The following is a 15,160-nucleotide window of genomic DNA, read 5'->3' as shown; positions in this document are numbered from 1 at the left end:
GCGTCAGACGTTCAGATCCTGATCGCGGCGGTTCTTGATACGAGAGGTCGCGATGAACGAGATCGCGGCCAACAGCATCAGGTAGATCGAGATCGACATCGATGTTCCTGTTCCCTTGAACAGCGCCTCGGAAATGGTCGGTACGAAAGCGCCGCCCAGAACGGTGCCGATCGCGTAACCGATGGACGCACCGCTGAATCGTACTGCGGCGGGAAACATTTCTGCGTACAGAGCCGGCTGTGGGCCGTACGACAGACCGAGACCGACGGCGAACAGAACCAGCGCCAGATAGACCCACTTCAACTCGCCGGTGTCGACCAGGAGGAAGAACGGAACGGCACACAACATCATGGCCGCGTTTCCGATGTTCATGACCGTGGTCCGCGGCATTCGATCGGAGGCGTAGGCACCGACGAGCGTGAACAGTCCCCACACCATGGCGCTGACGAGACTCGCGACCAGTACGTCGACGCGAGCAAGTCCGTGCTCGCGCGTCGAGTAGGCGACGATGAACCCGCCGACGATGATGTATCCGTTGCCGTTCGTTCCGATGAACGACAGAGCGGCCAGCATGACCTGCTTCTTGTTGGTCTTCCACAGCGACCGCACCGGAGTGTGGTTGCGCTCCTTGCGCTCCGAGAGCTCCTTGAACACCGGAGTTTCCTCGACACGGCGTCGAATGTAGAAGCCGACGAGGATCAACACGAAGCTGATGAGGAACGGGATCCGCCAACCCCAGGATTCGAACTGCTCCTCGGTCAGCAGACCGGTGCACAGCGCCAACGTGCCGACGGCGATGAGCATGCCCAGCGGAACACCCATCTGTGTCGCGGCGCCGTAGATTCCGCGCTTGCCCTTGGGGGCGTGTTCGACGGCCATCAACGCCGCGCCGCCCCACTCACCACCCGTCGAGAAGCCCTGCAGGATCCGCAGAACGATCAGAATGATCGGCGCCCAGATGCCGATCGTCGCGTAGGTCGGCAACAAACCCATCCCGACTGTCGCGGCCCCCATGAGAGTCAGCGTCAGAATCAGGACCTTCTTACGGCCGATCTTGTCGCCGAAGTAACCGGCCACCACGGCGCCGAGGGGCCGGAAGACGAAACTGATGCCGATGGTCACGTAGGCCACCAACTGTCCCGACGAACCCATGGGCGCAAAGAACAAACTGGCGAAGATCAACGACGCTGCCTGGGCGTAGATGAAGAAGTCGTACCACTCCACCGTCGTACCGACCATGCTCGCCAGTGCAGCGCGACGATGTTCCCGTGTCGCCACGGTGCGCGACGAGGTCTGTGTTGCCATCGACTGTCTCGTTTCGTTTCGGTTCCTCACCGCGACGGGGGTTCGTCGCGGCAGAAGTCTTCTCGGAGGGCGGACTCGGATCCGATGTCCTACCGCAGCGGTCGAGATCGACAGCCGGAGTCCGACGGACCCACACCACCGTCCGTTCGGTCGGTAATACCATGACTGGAGCCGGGGATGTTGTCAAGATCTCATCCACGAAAACTTCTGCATCCAGTCATCGCACTGTAAAGAACTCGGTTGTGGCGGCGACGCAGAACAGCAACACACATCCATGAATCGTTCGAAACTACGGATCGGCCCGGACTTCTTCGTAGTTCTCGACGCAGACATCGCTTGTGAGACCGGCCATACTCGATTCTCATGACATCGCCGAACTCTGTTCTCGATCTGGACGAGTTGATCGCAGTACTCGGCGACGGTGCCGTCGTGACCGACCCCGACATACTCCGTAGCTTCACCCACGACGCTGCCGCTCTCTGCGATTCCACTCCACCTCTCGCAGTGGTTTTTCCGAGCTCCGAAGCGGACGTCCAAGCGATCATGCGATTCTCGGCGAAGCATCTCGTGCCCGTCGTGCCCCAAGGCGCACTGACCGGCCTGTCCGGGGCAGCGAACGGAACACCGGGGTGCATTGCCCTCAACACCAGGCGCATGAACGCGATAGTCGAACTCGACGTCGCCAATCGGGTGGCCGTCGTCCAGCCGGGGGTGACCAACAAGCAGCTCAAGGTTGCCGCAGCCGAACAAGGTCTGACCTATCTGCCGGACCCGTCGAGCTGGGAGTCGTCGACGATCGGGGGAAACATCGCAACCAACGCGGGCGGATTGTGCTGCGTGAAGTACGGTGTGACAGCTCGGTTCGTCAGGGGGCTCCGCGTCGTTCTCGCCGACGGGCGTGCGATGTTCGTCGGGAGGCGCACAGTCAAGGGCGTCGCAGGATTGTCACTCGCCGAGCTGTTCGTCGGTTCGGAGGGCACACTCGGCGTCGTCACCGAAGCCACCGTCGGCCTCGACTTTCCCGCCTCCGCTCCGCTGACCATGGCCGCCACGTTCCCCTCGACCGCAGCTGCAGGTGTGGCCGTCGCACGAACCCTCGCGCAGGGGATCACGCCGAGTCTCTTCGAACTCCTGGACCGCACCACGATTCGGGCGATCGACGCCTACGCCAAGATGGGATTCGGCTCCGATGCAGCCGCTGTACTGATCGCTCAATCCGACACCGGCGTCGGCGCGTCGGCTCAGTTGGACGCCATCGCGTCGATCTGTACCGCAGCGGGCGCATCCGAGGTGGTGGTCGCCGAGAACGCCGCCGAATCCGATCAACTCGTGCAGGCACGCAGGCTCGCGTACCCGGCGCTGGAAAGCCTCGGTGCCCCTCTCGTCGACGACGTCTCGGTCCCACTGTCCGCGCTGGCGACCATGATCGACGAGTCCGAGCGCATCGCCGAGCGTATCGGGATCGTCATCGGCGTCGTCGGGCATGCCGGTGACGGCAACCTCCACCCGACGGTCATCGTCGACCCCGAGGATCCGGCTTCTCTCGATGCGGCCAACCGAGCGTTCGACGCAATCGCCGACGTCGCACTGAGACTCGGTGGCACCATCACCGGTGAGCACGGTGTGGGACTGCTCAAGCGCGATCTGCTCGAGAAAGAACTCGATCCTGTCGCGGCCACTCTTCAGCGTGGCATCAAGGAGTTGCTCGACCCGCAGTATCTTCTCAACCCAGGCAAGGTTCTCAGGGCGCGCTAGCCGGTGAATCGCAGCGCCATCCACACCAGAAGTCGGGTGTCGGCGTTGTCGAGATCGAGACCGAACAGCTCCTTGGTCCGTCGAATTCGGTAGCGAAACGTGTTGGCGTGCAAGTACAACGACGCCGACGCCACCGCCACGTTTGACTCGTTCTCCAGCAGTGCGAGCACAGTCGCCCCGTAGGCGGTCCCCTCCCGCGAATCGTGCACGAGCATCTCCTCGACGGCAGGAATGGCAAGAGGTACGTTCACCAGCGCCGATCGTGCATCGGACAGTAAGAGTTTCACCTCGACCTGCTCGAAGGTCGCCGTCCGGCCCTCTCCCGCAACCACGTCCAGAACTCTTCTCGCACGGACGCGTGCGTCGACCGGTCGCGAACGTACGTCGCTTATCCCCATCGCGATCGAGATCCCCACAGTGGCGCACGCGCGCTGACGCACTTCCTCCGCCTCCGCGACCAGGGCTTCGGTGGACGCGTGCAGGCCGTCGACAGTACGCAGCACATAGACGACCCCATCGATCACCGCGCATCCCGAGTGAGGACCGCGAGTCATCGTCAGGTCGAGCAACCCGATCAGCGACTCCACCGTGTGGTGTGCGCTCTCCACAGCGACCACGACGAACCCACGGTCCGACGGCGTCAACGTATCGTCCGTCAGAAGTTTCCGTACTTCGTCCGAACCGTCCCGCCGGGGCGACACACGCGCACGAAGCAGGGGTGCCGCCGCGGCGGCGGCACGCGCCATCGCCGCGGCGGCGGCACGCGCCATCGCCGCGACAGCCGAGCGATCGGGTGGGTCGATCGACTGCCTGGCCACGATCACCCAGATGGAACCGAGGTGACCGGACGTATCGCCCACAGCCACCGCCAGCCGCGGAAGTGTCCCCTCGAGATCGACGACATGCACCGCAGAACTGGCACGAAACGCGGGATCCTGGTGATGCACCAGGTACTTGTCCGGTACGCGTTTGCCGAGAATGCCGTCACGCCGCACTTCGTCTGTCTGTTGACCCGGTAACGACGAGTATGCGACGACATAACCGTGCGGATCCATCACTGCGACCGCACCGCCTGTGGCGGCCGCGGTCGCATCGGCGAGAGCCGACAGATCGCCCGAGTTCACCGACTCACGATACGACTGTCGCCTCGAAACTCCGCAACTACTCGGTCACCGCTGGTGACGGTGACGTCGTAGATGCCGTTCTTACCGAAGCGTGCACGCTCGACGGCGTCGGCGACGAGAACGTCTCCGGCCTTCGTCGGCCGCAGATAGCGAATATCGCAACGCGCCGCCACTGCGGCATCGTCGTAACTGTTGCACGCCATCGCGAACGTCGTGTCGGCAAGGATGAACACGTATCCTCCGTGCGTGATGGCGTGACCGTTGACCATGTCCTCGGTGACGACCATCGACATCCTGGCGTGGCCGTCCCTCAGCTCGAGCAACTCGATTCCGAGTTTGCGGGATGCGGCGTCGGCGGCGAACATCTCGTGAGCGATCCTGTTCTGTCCCATCACTACCGATCCACCGATGAGACCCGCACGTCCTCCTGCGTGAACATCGTCGCTCCACCGGTGGCGAAGTTGCGGACGTCCTTGCCTGCGGCCTTCATCTCGGCTGATCCCAGACCGACCTTCAGGGACGCCTCGTCCGCGAAGACCAGGTACGCGATCATGTAGTACGGCGGCTCGGATCCGTCCATCGAACTGGCTTTGCCGTAAGTGAATTCGACCAATCCCGGCACCGTGGCAGCAAGCGGGACATGCACCGAGGTGTAGTGCTCGTCGAATGCGGCCGGATCTTCTGGTGTGCCGTAACACACGACTACACGGGCAGTCACTTGTCTCCCTCCGGCTTCGCGACGAGTGTGAGCACGTCGTATGTCGCGACGGGGTCACCTTCCTGATTCACTACCACTGCATCCCAACGCACTTCACCGTAGTCCGCACTCTGACGAGGTGTTATCAGTTTGGCCGTGAGCGTCACGGTGAGCGAGTCCTCGGCTTTCACCGGTGTCAGGAAGCGCAGGTTGTCGACGCCGAAGTTCGCGAGAACGGGGCCGGGCGCGGGGTCGACGAACAGTCCGGCCGCCAGCGAGACGACGAGGTACCCGTGCGCGACGATGCCGCCGAACAGTGGATTGGCTGCTGCCGCTTCGGGATCGGTGTGGGCATAGAACGTGTCGCCGGTGAACTCGGCGAAATGGTCGATGTCCGCGCGGGTGACCTGACGAGGACCTCCGACAATGGTGTCGCCGAGCTGCAGCTCACCGAGGTCTTTGCGGAAGGGATGGATGTCACCGGTGATCCGAGCCGAACCAGCCACCCACTTGTTGCCGACGGCTGTCAACACATCCGGTGTGCCCTGAATCGCTGTGCGCTGCATGTGATGCAGCACGCCTCGCATGCCGCCGAGTTCTTCACCGCCACCCGCTCGACCAGGTCCGCCGTGCACCAGAACCGGCAGGGGGGATCCGTGGCCGGTGGACTCTCGGGCGTCTTCACTGTTGAGCACCAGGATGCGACCGTGGTACGGCGCTGATCCCAGCACGATCTCGCGGGCGAGTGCCGAATCCTTGGTGACGAGCGAGGCGACGAGAGAGCCCTTGCCGCGGGCAACGAGGTCCAGGAGATCCGCGGTGTCGTCGTATCCGATCACCGTGGACACGGGGCCGAATGCTTCGATTTCGTGCGGCTCGGGTGCAGACGCGTCTGCGGCCTTCAACAGGACCGGCGCCATGAATGCGCCCGGGCGCGGGTCGACGGCCTCGGGGTCACCGAAGACAACCGAGGCCGATTTGGTCAGGCCACGAATCGATTTGAGGACTTCGTCGCGCTGATCGATGCTGGCGAGCGCACCCATCGTGACGCCGTCGTCGCGGGGATCGCCGACGACGACCTTCCCCAGCTTGGCCGCCAGCGCGTCGATGACCGGGTCGACCTGCGCCTGTGGGACCAGGACGCGCCGAATGGCGGTGCATTTCTGTCCGGCCTTGACCGTCATCTCGGTGAAGACACCCTTGACGAAGAGGTCGAATTCCGGATCCTGCTGCGTCACATCGGTGCCGAGAATCGACGCATTGAGCGAATCGGCTTCGGCGGTGAAGTGCACACCCTCGCCGACAACGTTCGGGTGCGCACGCAGCTGTGCCGCTGTGTCGGCAGAACCGGTGAACGCGACGGAATCCTGCCCGCCCAGATGATCGATGATCCCCCTGGCGCTGCCGGCCAGCAGTTGTACCGATCCCTCGGGGAGAATTCCGCTCTCGATGATGCGTCGGAAGACGAGTTCTGTCAGATAGGCGCTCTGGCTCGCCGGCTTCACGATGGACGGCACGCCCGCGATGAACGCAGGCGCCAATTTCTCGAGGAACCCCCACACCGGGAAGTTGAACGCGTTGATCTGCACGGCCACGCCGCGACGGGACGTGTAGACGTGCTGGCCGAGGAACGTGCCCTTCTTGCCGAGCTGCTCGACGGCGCCGTCGAGGTAGACGGTGTCGTTGGGAAGTTCGCGCCGAGCCTTGCTCGCGTAACTCAGCACGGTCCCGAATCCTCCGTCGATGTCGACGCCGGAATCGCGCTGGGTGGCGCCCGTCAGGGTCGACACCTCGTAGAACTCGTCCTTGCCCGCCATCAACGTCAGACCGAGCTGTTTGAGCAGGCCGGCGCGCTCGTGGAACGTCAGCGCGGCGAGCGCCGGGCCACCTACCGTGCGGGCGTAGTCCACCATGCCGGCGACATCGAGGCCGGTGGACGAAATACGAGCGACCTCGGTTCCGTCGATCGCGCTGAGCAGCGGAGTGCCCTCGTCACTCGCGGCGAACCAACGACCTTGCGCGTAGCTTTCCAACAATCTGCTCACAGCATCTCTCCGTCTCACCGTACGTTCGGTCGGTAATTACCATCGCGCTCCGGTGCGGAGATGTCAAGGAACGTCTCACTCGGGGCGGTGACGCAAACCGTCGAAGGTCAGGGCGACGACGGCGTCGGCCAGGGCGTCGGCGGAGCCGCCGGTCCGGGGCTTGTACCACTCGATCAGCGAGTTGACCGTGCCGAAGAGCAAGCGCGACACCAGAGCGGGATCGATGTCGGCGCGCAGGTCCCCCTCCTCGGCGGCCGCGACCACGAGGCCACTGACGAAGGCGTCGAACTCGCGGCGCCTGGCCAGGGCACGACGCTCCACCTCGGTGTTCCCGCGCACCCGCAGCAACAGCGTGACGTACGGCAACTCGGCGACGAGGATCTCGACGCTACGCCGGACCAGGTATTCGAGCCGATCGATGTATCGACCGGTAGTGGCCCGCTCCTCCGTGGTGACGGCGAACAGGGCGTTGAGCGCTCGCGACAGGGCCAGCTCGAGAAGCTCGGACTTGCCGGACACGTGGTGATAGATGGACGACTTGGTGATACCGAGCCGTCCGGCCAAGACCTCCATCGACGTGCCGTCGTACCCCTTGTCGTTGAAGACCTTGACTGCGACGGCCAACAACGAGTCGAGGTCGTAACCCGGGCGTCCCGGCAGACCGGTGCGGCGCGGAGTCCGTGCAGTTGTCATGTCGGACATCTTCCCAGGCGCTGCTCCATTTCACAGCACCGAGGCCTCCCACCCTTGCGTGTCGACCGAATGTTCGGTTATTAATAAGAGGAACCGGAGAAGGAGCGAACAGTGGGCGAAGTATTTCTCGTGGCGGGCGCACGTACACCGCATGGTCGATACGGGGGTGCGCTCGCGACGGTCCGTCCGGACGACCTCGCCGGGATCGTCGTCGCCGAGGCAGTGCGCCGCGCGGGCGTCCCCGCGGACAGCATCGACGAGGTCATCCTCGGCGCAGCCAACCAGGCCGGCGAGGACAACCGCGACGTCGCACGCATGGCGGTGCTTCTCGCGGGCCTGCCGAACACCGTGCCCGGCTACACCGTCAACCGGTTGTGCGCGAGCGGGCTCACCGCGGTCGCGAGTGCCGCGTCCACCATCCGCAGCGGAGAAGCAGACGTCATCGTCGCGGGCGGTGTCGAATCGATGACTCGTGCCCCATGGGTGATGGCAAAGCCCGGCACGCCGTGGGCCAAGCCCGGTCAGATCTTCGACACGGCCCTCGGGTGGCGTTTCACGAATCCTCGCTTCGACGACAAGACGACGTTGTCCATGGGCGAGACCGCGGAGGAGGTGGCCCGCCAGGAGGGCATCACCCGCGAGGAGTCCGACGCTTTCGCCTTCCGCAGCCAAGAGCGCGCTGTCGCCGCGCAGGATGCGGGACGATTCGTCGACGAGATCGTGGCGGTATCCGCGAAGACCGGGGACGTCACCGAGGACGAAACACCACGGCGTGGAACAACTCTGGACAAGCTCGGCGCACTGAAGACAGTGTTTCGGCAGGACGGCATCGTCACCGCCGGAACCTCGTCGCCGTTCACCGACGGCGCCACAGCGCTGGTCGTCGCATCCGAAGAGGCAGTGAACAAGTACGGCCTCGAAGTGCGGGGCCGCATCGTCACCAGCGCGAGCGCAGGCGTCGCACCCCACGTCATGGGCCTCGGACCCGTGCCCTCGACACACAAAGCACTCGCAGGTGCGGGGTGGTCGATCGACGACCTCGGCGCCGTCGAACTCAACGAGGCCTTCGCCGCGCAATCTCTCGGCGTCATCCGGCAGTTGAAGCTCGACGAGACGATCGTCAACGCCGACGGCGGTGCCATCGCACTCGGACATCCACTCGGGGCATCGGGAGCGCGCATCCTGTTGACTCTCCTGGGCCGAATGGAACGCGAGAAGGCGTCGCGGGGACTGGCGACGCTGTGTGTCGGCGTCGGGCAGGGTGTGTCGATGTTGATCGAGGCGCCGTGAACACCATCGTCGTCGAAGAAACTGCGGATCGCGTCGTCGTCACGCTGGCACGAGAGAAGCAGCGCAACGCGATCGACTCCGACATGATCTCGGAGCTGCACGACGTGTGCGCGCTGATCGAGCGGGATCCTCGTGTACTGATCCTGACCGGGCGCGGTGAGCACTTCGCCGGCGGCGCTGACATCAACCAGCTCCGTCGACGCACGCGCGACGACGCTCTGCGCGGCATCAACCGAAACCTGTTCGACCGCATCGCTTCCCTTCCGCTGCCGACGATCGCCGCCATCCGCGGTTACGCCTTGGGCGGCGGCGCCGAACTGTCGTATGCCTGCGACATCAGAATCGCCTCCGCTACGGCTGTTTTCGGCAATCCCGAGCCAGGCCTCGGAATCATGGCGGCCGCGGGAGCGAGCTACCGGCTGCCGACGTTGGTGGGGGTGTCCGTCGCCAAACAGGTCCTCCTGGGAGGCCGCTTGCTCGACGCCGACGCAGCCTCGAAATCGGGGTTGGTGATGGAGATCGTGGACGATCCGCTGGCTTCGGCACACACGCTCGCCGATCGCATCGTCAAGCAAGCACCATTGGCCCTGAAACTGACCAAAACGATCCTCGATGCACCCGGTTCGCACCCGTGGGCCGACGACATCGCTCAAGCCGTTCTGTTCGAGACCGAGGACAAACAACGCCGCATGACGGCATTTTTGGAGAAGAAATGACAGTTCCCGTAAGCGTCGGTGTCGTCGGTGGTGGCAGGATGGGCGCGGGAATCGCCCAGGTCTTCGCCGCTCTCGGCGCCGCCGTGACCATTGCCGAAGCGGCAGACCAGGCAGCGGCGCTCGGCCGCGTCGAGACCGGGTTGGCCCGGGCTCACGAGCGCGGAAAGCTGGACGAGGATCCCGCCGCGATCCTTGCGCGTGTTACCACCGTCGCGGGCCCGACCGATCTGCCCGCCGATCTCGAACTCGTCGTCGAGGCCGTACCGGAAATCCCGTCGCTCAAGGTCGAGGTACTTGCGCTGATCGACAAGACGGTGTCGGCGAGCACTGTGATCGCCTCCAACACCAGCTCGATTTCGATCGCCGAGCTCGGTGCTGCGCTGAGCGATCCTTCGCGATTCATCGGCATGCACTTCTTCAATCCGGTTCCGGCGTCGACGTTGGTGGAGATCGTCCGAGCGCCGGCCACGTCGGCGGCCGTCGTGGAGCACGTCCGCGAATGGGTGTCGTTGCTCGGCAAGACCGAGGTCCTCGTCAACGACTCCCCCGGATTCGCGACGTCCCGGCTCGGAGTGTGCCTGGGACTCGAAGCGATCCGCATGCTCGAGGAAGGCGTCGCCGATGCCGAGTCCATCGACCGAGCGATGGAACTCGGATACAAGCACCCGATGGGGCCGCTACGTTCGACGGACCTCGTCGGCCTCGACGTCCGGCTGGCGATCGCCGAACACCTCGCGTCGACTCTGGGCGACCGTTTCACTCCACCTCGGTTGCTGCGGGACAAGGTGGCGCGTGGTGAGCTCGGACGTAAGTCAGGTAAGGGATTCCACGACTGGGAGAAGAAATGACCGTACGACTGGACATATCCGACGGGTTGGCGACAATCACCCTGGAGCGGTCCTCGCTGAACGTCGAGACCAAGGTAGCGTTCCAGCAGGCTGTCGACGGGGTGGCGGGCGCTCGCGCCGTGCTCGTCACCGCCGAGGGAAAGAACTTCTGCGTCGGCCAGGACTTGGCTGAGCACGTCGAAGCCTTGCAGGCAGATCCCAAGACCGCGATGGACACCGTCGGAATTCACTACAACCCTCTGATCAGGTCGCTGAAGAGTCTCGACGTTCCCGTCGTCGTCGCCATCCCCGGAGCATGCGTCGGCGCCGGTCTCGGCATCGCGTTGGCCGGGGACGTTCGAGTTGCCGGCTCAGGATCGTCGTTCGCGACCGCCTTCACGGGAATCGGGTTGGCCAGCGATTCCGGGCTCAGCTATTCCTTGGTGGAGTCGCTCGGCAGCTCACGGGCCGGCGCGTTGATGCTGCTCGGTGACAAGATCACCGCCGAGCAGGCTCTCGACTGGGGCCTGGTGCACCGCGTGGTTCCCGACGAGGAGGTGCGGGACGCGGCCGCGCAGATCGCCGGCAGGCTGGCGACAGGGCCCACCGAGGCATATCGGCACGTTAAATCTCTCGTGCGTGCCTCTGCTTCCGGCCTGTTCGACGCCCTGGATCGCGAGGCTCGGGCGCAGACCGCCCTCGGCCGGACCGTCGACCACAAGGCCGCTGTGGACGCGTTCCTCGCCAAGGCGAAGCCGGTGTTTCAGGGCCGCTGATACGGGTTTCGGACCGAGCGGGCCTTGTAATCCAGGCCACTTCGTTGCATACTAGTTTTCGACCGATCATTCGGTAATGAAAGTAGGACTTATGACCACGTCAGAGACCCTGCAAGCCGACGCGCTTCAGGGCGGTTTCGACGAGACCATCGCCCGCGAGCAGCGCGTAGAGCCCCGCGATTGGATGCCCGACGGCTACCGCAAGTCGCTCATCCGCCAGATCGCCCAGCACGCGCACTCCGAGATCATCGGGATGCAGCCGGAGGGCAACTGGCTCACCCGCGCGCCGTCGCTGCGCCGCAAGGCCATCCTGATGGCCAAGGTGCAGGACGAGGCAGGACACGGCCTGTACCTGTACTCGGCCGCGGAGACGCTCGGAGCCGACCGCGCAGACCTGACGGTCAAGCTCATCGAGGGCAAGCAGAAGTACTCGTCGATCTTCAATTACCCCACCCTGACGTACGCGGACGTCGGCACCATCGGATGGCTCGTCGACGGCGCCGCGATCTGCAATCAGGTTCCTCTGTGCCGCAGCAGCTTCGGGCCGTATGCGCGCGCGATGATCCGCGTCTGCAAGGAGGAATCCTTCCACCAGCGCCAGGGGTACGAGCTACTCGCGACGATGATGCGTGGCACCGACGAGCAGCGCGCCATGGTTCAGGAGTCGGTGAACCGCTGGTGGTGGCCTGCTCTGATGATGTTCGGTCCGCCGGACGACGAGAGCCCCAACACCGAGCAGTCGATGAAGTGGGGCATCAAACGCCACACCAACGACGAGCTACGTCAGCGTTTCGTCGACATGTCGATTCCTCAGGCGGAGGCGCTGGGCGTCACGTTCCCGGACCCGGACCTGGAGTGGAACGACGAGCGGCAGTCGCACGATTTCGGCGAACCCGACTGGAGCGAGTTCATGCAGGTCATCAAGGGCAACGGCGCTTCCAACGTCGAGCGCATCGCGAACCGTCGCGCAGCCCACTTCGGCGGTGCCTGGGTTCGCGAGGCAGCGATGGCTTTTGCAGCAAGGAATGCATCATGACTGAATTCACCGCCGAAGGCGGACACGGCGCGGTCCCGACGGAGAATGTGCCAGTAGAGCCGAAAGCATCTCAGGTCAAAGCAGATTGGCCCCTGTACGAAGTGTTTCTCCGTGGCAAGCGGGGGCTCAATCATGTGCACGTCGGATCCCTGCACGCCGCCGACGACCACATGGCGCTGCGTCATGCACGGGACGTCTACACCCGTCGCAACGAAGGCGTCAGCATCTGGGTGGTGCCGTCCAACTCGATCGTCGCATCGTCTCCTTCGGAGAAGGATCCGTTCTTCGCCCCCAGCGGAGACAAGGTGTACCGGCACCCGACGTTCTACGAGATTCCCGACAACGTTCCCCACATGTGAGGCCTGCAATGACAGATCATGACAACGCCTACGAGGGCCTCGTCGACGAGGATTCACACGGGCAGTGGGCATTCGGTACCAGTTTCGACGACCCGCTCGCCGGCGTCGACACCACGGTTCCGGACGACGTCGACCTCGAAGCTCTGGCCGCGTACTGCCTCATGCTCGGGGACGATGCGCTGATCAGCTCACAGCGCCTGGCTCAGTGGAGCACACGCGCACCGGAACTCGAAGAAGAAGTGGCGCTGGCCAACGTCGGGCTCGACTTGCTCGGGCAGGCACGTCTCCTGCTCGCTCGCGCTGCGAAGGCCGATTCGGCCGTGGTCCCGTTCATTTCCGAGAGCTCCCCCGCGCCCGCGGAGGACGCTCTGGCGTTCTTCCGTGACGAAGCGGACTTCCGTAACGTCCGGCTCACCGAGCTCGACAACGGCGACTTCGCGAAGTCCCTCGTTCGTCTGCTCGTGTTCTCGACATGGCGCCTCGCTGTGTTCTCGCGTCTGAAGGACTCACGGGATCCGGTCCTCGCGGCCGTCGCCGAGAAGGGCGTCAAAGAGCTCACCTACCACCGCGACTACGCAGCACGCTGGGTCGTGACCCTCGGGTGCGGGACCGACGAATCCAAGCGTCGAGTCCGTGAGGCCATCACCCGCATCTGGCCGTATGTCTCCGAGCTGTTCGTCCCCACCGACGAGGAGATCGCCCTGGCGACGGTCGGCGTCGCAGTGGATCCGCGAGATGTGCGCGAGGAATTCGACTCCGTGATCGCGCAGGTCCTGCACGCGGCAGAGTTGGAAGCGCCGGAAGGCAAGTCGGTCGGCACCATCGGCGGCCGCGGCGGCCGACGCGGAATCCACACCGAGGCATTCGGCCCGTTGATCGCGGAGATGCAGGTCGTCGCCCGTGCACATCCGGAGGGAGTCTGGTGACGACGATGGAACTTTCTGCTCGCGACATCGCGGCGACCGTCCTGGACCCCGAGATGCCGCTTCTGACCCTCGACGATCTCGGCGTCCTACGCGATGTCGAGGTACGCGACAACGGCAGCGTGCTCGTCACCATCACTCCGACGTACTCGGGATGCCCAGCGATGGCAACGATGCGTGACGACATCACACACAAGTTGGTCGATCACGGCTACACCGACGTCGAGATCGTCACCAGCCTGACCCCGCCCTGGAGCACGGACTGGATTTCCGCCGAGGGCCTGCGAAAGCTCCGCGAGACCGGTTACTCGACGCCGGGGCCTGCGCCCGCGCGGACGTCGGGTCCGGTGCCCCTTACCCTCACCGTCAAACCACGCCAGCTCGCGTGTCCTCGGTGTGGGTCGACGAACACGCGGCTGACCTCCGAGTTCGGCGCAACCCTGTGCAAAGCCCAGTACCGATGCGACGACTGCCTCGAACCCTTCGACCACGTGAAGGAGATCTGATGACTGTGACCGCCGAGCCCGTCGTCACCCCCAATCGCAACAGGCCCTTCCACACGCTGACCGTTGCCGACGTCGAATCACTGTGCGACGACGCCGTTGCCGTCACGTTCGACGTACCAGAAGACCTGCGCGACGAATTCGATTTCCGCCCAGGCCAATCCCTGATGCTCTCGCGCACGGTGGACGGTGTCGAACATCGGCGTTCCTACTCCATCTGCGCTCCGGCGGGCGCACGCCCCCGCGTCGGCGTTCGTGAGGTGACCGACGGACTGTTCTCGTCGTGGCTCGTGCACGAGGTCAAGGCAGGCGACCGCATCGAGGTCCAGGGACCGACCGGAAACTTCCATGCCGACCCCGCCGCCGGTGGCAGGCACGTACTCATCGCGGCAGGCTCCGGGATCACCCCCATGCTGTCGATTGCCGCATCCGTTCTGGCCAACCCCGACGCCGAAGTGGTTCTGCTGTACGGCAACCGGCGCACCAGATCGGTGATGTTCGCCGAGGAGATCGCCGATCTGAAAGATCAGTACGGCAGTCGGTTCGACGTCATCCATGTTCTGTCCAGGGAACCTCGCGAGGTCGAACTGTTCAGCGGCAGGCTCGACGCCGACAGACTCCGCGCCATCCTCGACTCGGTCGTCGCGACACCCGAGATAGATCATTTCTGGCTGTGCGGTCCGTTCGGGATGGTGACCGACGCGCAAGCCGTTCTCGGTGAACTCGGCGTCGCCAAATCCAACGTGCACGCCGAACTCTTCTACGTCGACGACGTTCCCCCACCGCAGGAGAAGCATCGCGAGCCCGGCGTGACCGGACCCAGCAGCGAGGTCACCATCACCCTCGACGGCCGAAGCGTCACGGGCACTCTCCCGCAGGACGAGTCGATCCTCGATTCCGCGGAACTGCTGCGATCGGACCTCCCCTTCGCCTGCAAGGGCGGCGTATGCGGCACGTGCCGCGCCAAGGTGACCTGCGGTGACGTCGACATGCGCCGCAACTACGCCTTGGAGGAGAACGAGGTCGCCGCCGGCTTCGTACTCACCTGCCAGACATTCCCCCTCAGCGACACCGTGACCGTCGACTTCGACGCCTGATACCTCCGGAGACC

At 64.5% G+C, this 15,160-nt stretch carries 16 protein-coding genes; 10 read left to right on the top strand and 6 right to left on the bottom strand.

Annotated features, from left to right (window positions below; genetic code table 11):
- Nucleotides 1-3: 3 nt before the first annotated feature.
- On the bottom strand, nucleotides 4-1,305 hold the full coding sequence (locus CH293_RS12615; RefSeq protein ID WP_037108057.1) for an MFS transporter: 1,302 nt from the start codon (nucleotides 1,303-1,305) through the stop codon (nucleotides 4-6).
- Nucleotides 1,306-1,668: 363 nt separating this feature from the next.
- On the opposite strand from CH293_RS12615, the gene CH293_RS12610 reads away from it, so the two are divergent.
- Entirely contained in the window at nucleotides 1,669-3,060 is a 1,392-nt protein-coding gene (locus CH293_RS12610; protein WP_037108054.1) for an FAD-binding oxidoreductase, read from the top strand.
- Here CH293_RS12610 and CH293_RS12605 read toward each other — a convergent pair.
- The 5 genes from CH293_RS12605 to CH293_RS12585 all read right to left on the bottom strand — a co-directional run bounded on the left by CH293_RS12605 (nucleotide 3,057) and on the right by CH293_RS12585 (nucleotide 7,619).
- Entirely contained in the window at nucleotides 3,057-4,184 is a 1,128-nt protein-coding gene (locus tag CH293_RS12605) for a CdaR family transcriptional regulator (RefSeq protein WP_094720416.1), read from the bottom strand. The two genes, CH293_RS12610 and CH293_RS12605, sit on opposite strands and share 4 nt — an antisense overlap.
- Nucleotides 4,181-4,576, bottom strand: a complete 396-nt coding sequence (paaI, locus tag CH293_RS12600; RefSeq protein WP_037108049.1) for a hydroxyphenylacetyl-CoA thioesterase PaaI — start codon at nucleotides 4,574-4,576, stop codon at nucleotides 4,181-4,183. The genes CH293_RS12605 and paaI overlap by 4 nt, the downstream gene beginning before the upstream one ends.
- 2 nt (nucleotides 4,577-4,578) lie before the next feature.
- Nucleotides 4,579-4,902, bottom strand: a complete 324-nt coding sequence (locus CH293_RS12595) for an EthD family reductase (RefSeq protein WP_094720415.1) — start codon at nucleotides 4,900-4,902, stop codon at nucleotides 4,579-4,581.
- Nucleotides 4,899-6,926 carry a phenylacetic acid degradation bifunctional protein PaaZ gene (paaZ, locus tag CH293_RS12590; protein WP_094720414.1) on the bottom strand — a complete coding sequence of 676 codons (2,028 nt, stop codon included), beginning with the start codon at nucleotides 6,924-6,926 and terminating at the stop codon, nucleotides 4,899-4,901. Before paaZ ends, CH293_RS12595 begins: the two co-directional genes overlap by 4 nt.
- A gap of 75 nt (nucleotides 6,927-7,001) precedes the next feature.
- The gene (locus CH293_RS12585) at nucleotides 7,002-7,619 is read right to left on the bottom strand and encodes a TetR/AcrR family transcriptional regulator (protein ID WP_037108723.1); all 618 of its coding nucleotides are present in this window, start codon (nucleotides 7,617-7,619) and stop codon (nucleotides 7,002-7,004) included.
- Nucleotides 7,620-7,730: 111 nt separating this feature from the next.
- Here CH293_RS12585 and CH293_RS12580 point away from each other — a divergent pair, with 111 nt between their 5' ends.
- The 9 genes from CH293_RS12580 (at nucleotide 7,731) to paaE (ending at nucleotide 15,146) form a co-directional block, all read left to right on the top strand.
- On the top strand, nucleotides 7,731-8,909 hold the full coding sequence (locus CH293_RS12580; protein WP_094720413.1) for a thiolase family protein: 1,179 nt from the start codon (nucleotides 7,731-7,733) through the stop codon (nucleotides 8,907-8,909).
- Nucleotides 8,906-9,625, top strand: coding sequence for an enoyl-CoA hydratase/isomerase family protein (locus tag CH293_RS12575; RefSeq protein ID WP_094720412.1), 720 nt, complete (start codon nucleotides 8,906-8,908; stop codon nucleotides 9,623-9,625). Before CH293_RS12580 ends, CH293_RS12575 begins: the two co-directional genes overlap by 4 nt.
- Nucleotides 9,622-10,473 carry a 3-hydroxyacyl-CoA dehydrogenase family protein gene (locus CH293_RS12570; protein ID WP_037108037.1) on the top strand — a complete coding sequence of 284 codons (852 nt, stop codon included), beginning with the start codon at nucleotides 9,622-9,624 and terminating at the stop codon, nucleotides 10,471-10,473. The genes CH293_RS12575 and CH293_RS12570 overlap by 4 nt, the downstream gene beginning before the upstream one ends.
- Entirely contained in the window at nucleotides 10,470-11,228 is a 759-nt protein-coding gene (locus CH293_RS12565; protein WP_094720411.1) for an enoyl-CoA hydratase-related protein, read from the top strand. The genes CH293_RS12570 and CH293_RS12565 overlap by 4 nt, the downstream gene beginning before the upstream one ends.
- Nucleotides 11,229-11,319: 91 nt before the next feature.
- Complete coding sequence (gene paaA, locus CH293_RS12560; protein ID WP_094720410.1) at nucleotides 11,320-12,264, top strand: 1,2-phenylacetyl-CoA epoxidase subunit PaaA; 945 nt, start codon at nucleotides 11,320-11,322, stop codon at nucleotides 12,262-12,264.
- Nucleotides 12,261-12,623, top strand: a complete 363-nt coding sequence (paaB, locus tag CH293_RS12555) for a 1,2-phenylacetyl-CoA epoxidase subunit PaaB (RefSeq protein ID WP_037108029.1) — start codon at nucleotides 12,261-12,263, stop codon at nucleotides 12,621-12,623. Before paaA ends, paaB begins: the two co-directional genes overlap by 4 nt.
- An 8-nt stretch (nucleotides 12,624-12,631) precedes the next feature.
- Complete coding sequence (gene paaC / locus CH293_RS12550) at nucleotides 12,632-13,549, top strand: 1,2-phenylacetyl-CoA epoxidase subunit PaaC (RefSeq protein WP_094720409.1); 918 nt, start codon at nucleotides 12,632-12,634, stop codon at nucleotides 13,547-13,549.
- A 5-nt stretch (nucleotides 13,550-13,554) separates the two neighbouring features.
- A complete protein-coding gene (gene paaD, locus CH293_RS12545) occupies nucleotides 13,555-14,052 on the top strand; it encodes a 1,2-phenylacetyl-CoA epoxidase subunit PaaD (RefSeq protein ID WP_037110971.1) in 498 nt (165 codons plus the stop codon).
- Nucleotides 14,052-15,146 (top strand): 1,2-phenylacetyl-CoA epoxidase subunit PaaE, encoded by a 1,095-nt coding sequence (gene paaE, locus CH293_RS12540; RefSeq protein ID WP_094720408.1) that lies wholly within the window; start codon nucleotides 14,052-14,054, stop codon nucleotides 15,144-15,146. Before paaD ends, paaE begins: the two co-directional genes overlap by 1 nt.
- Nucleotides 15,147-15,160 lie beyond the last annotated feature (14 nt).

Source organism: Rhodococcus sp. 14-2470-1b, assembly GCF_002259415.1.
Lineage (GTDB): Bacteria > Actinomycetota > Actinomycetes > Mycobacteriales > Mycobacteriaceae > Rhodococcoides.
Note: the sequence above shows the minus strand (reverse complement) of the source record. Positions and strands in the feature narration are given on the sequence as shown.

Excerpts from the sequence above, each read along its gene's own strand:
- paaB (WP_037108029.1), top strand. The coding sequence starts at position 12,261 with ATGACTGAATTCACCGCCGAAGGCGGACACGGCGCGGTCCCGACGGAG.
- CH293_RS12585 (WP_037108723.1), bottom strand. The coding sequence starts at position 7,619 with ATGACAACTGCACGGACTCCGCGCCGCACCGGTCTGCCGGGACGCCCG.
- CH293_RS12615 (WP_037108057.1), bottom strand. The coding sequence starts at position 1,305 with ATGGCAACACAGACCTCGTCGCGCACCGTGGCGACACGGGAACATCGT.
- paaA (WP_094720410.1), top strand. The coding sequence starts at position 11,320 with ATGACCACGTCAGAGACCCTGCAAGCCGACGCGCTTCAGGGCGGTTTC.
- CH293_RS12565 (WP_094720411.1), top strand. The coding sequence starts at position 10,470 with ATGACCGTACGACTGGACATATCCGACGGGTTGGCGACAATCACCCTG.
- CH293_RS12570 (WP_037108037.1), top strand. The coding sequence starts at position 9,622 with ATGACAGTTCCCGTAAGCGTCGGTGTCGTCGGTGGTGGCAGGATGGGC.
- CH293_RS12610 (WP_037108054.1), top strand. The coding sequence starts at position 1,669 with ATGACATCGCCGAACTCTGTTCTCGATCTGGACGAGTTGATCGCAGTA.
- paaI (WP_037108049.1), bottom strand. The coding sequence starts at position 4,576 with ATGGGACAGAACAGGATCGCTCACGAGATGTTCGCCGCCGACGCCGCA.
- paaE (WP_094720408.1), top strand. The coding sequence starts at position 14,052 with ATGACTGTGACCGCCGAGCCCGTCGTCACCCCCAATCGCAACAGGCCC.
- paaC (WP_094720409.1), top strand. The coding sequence starts at position 12,632 with ATGACAGATCATGACAACGCCTACGAGGGCCTCGTCGACGAGGATTCA.
- paaD (WP_037110971.1), top strand. The coding sequence starts at position 13,555 with ATGGAACTTTCTGCTCGCGACATCGCGGCGACCGTCCTGGACCCCGAG.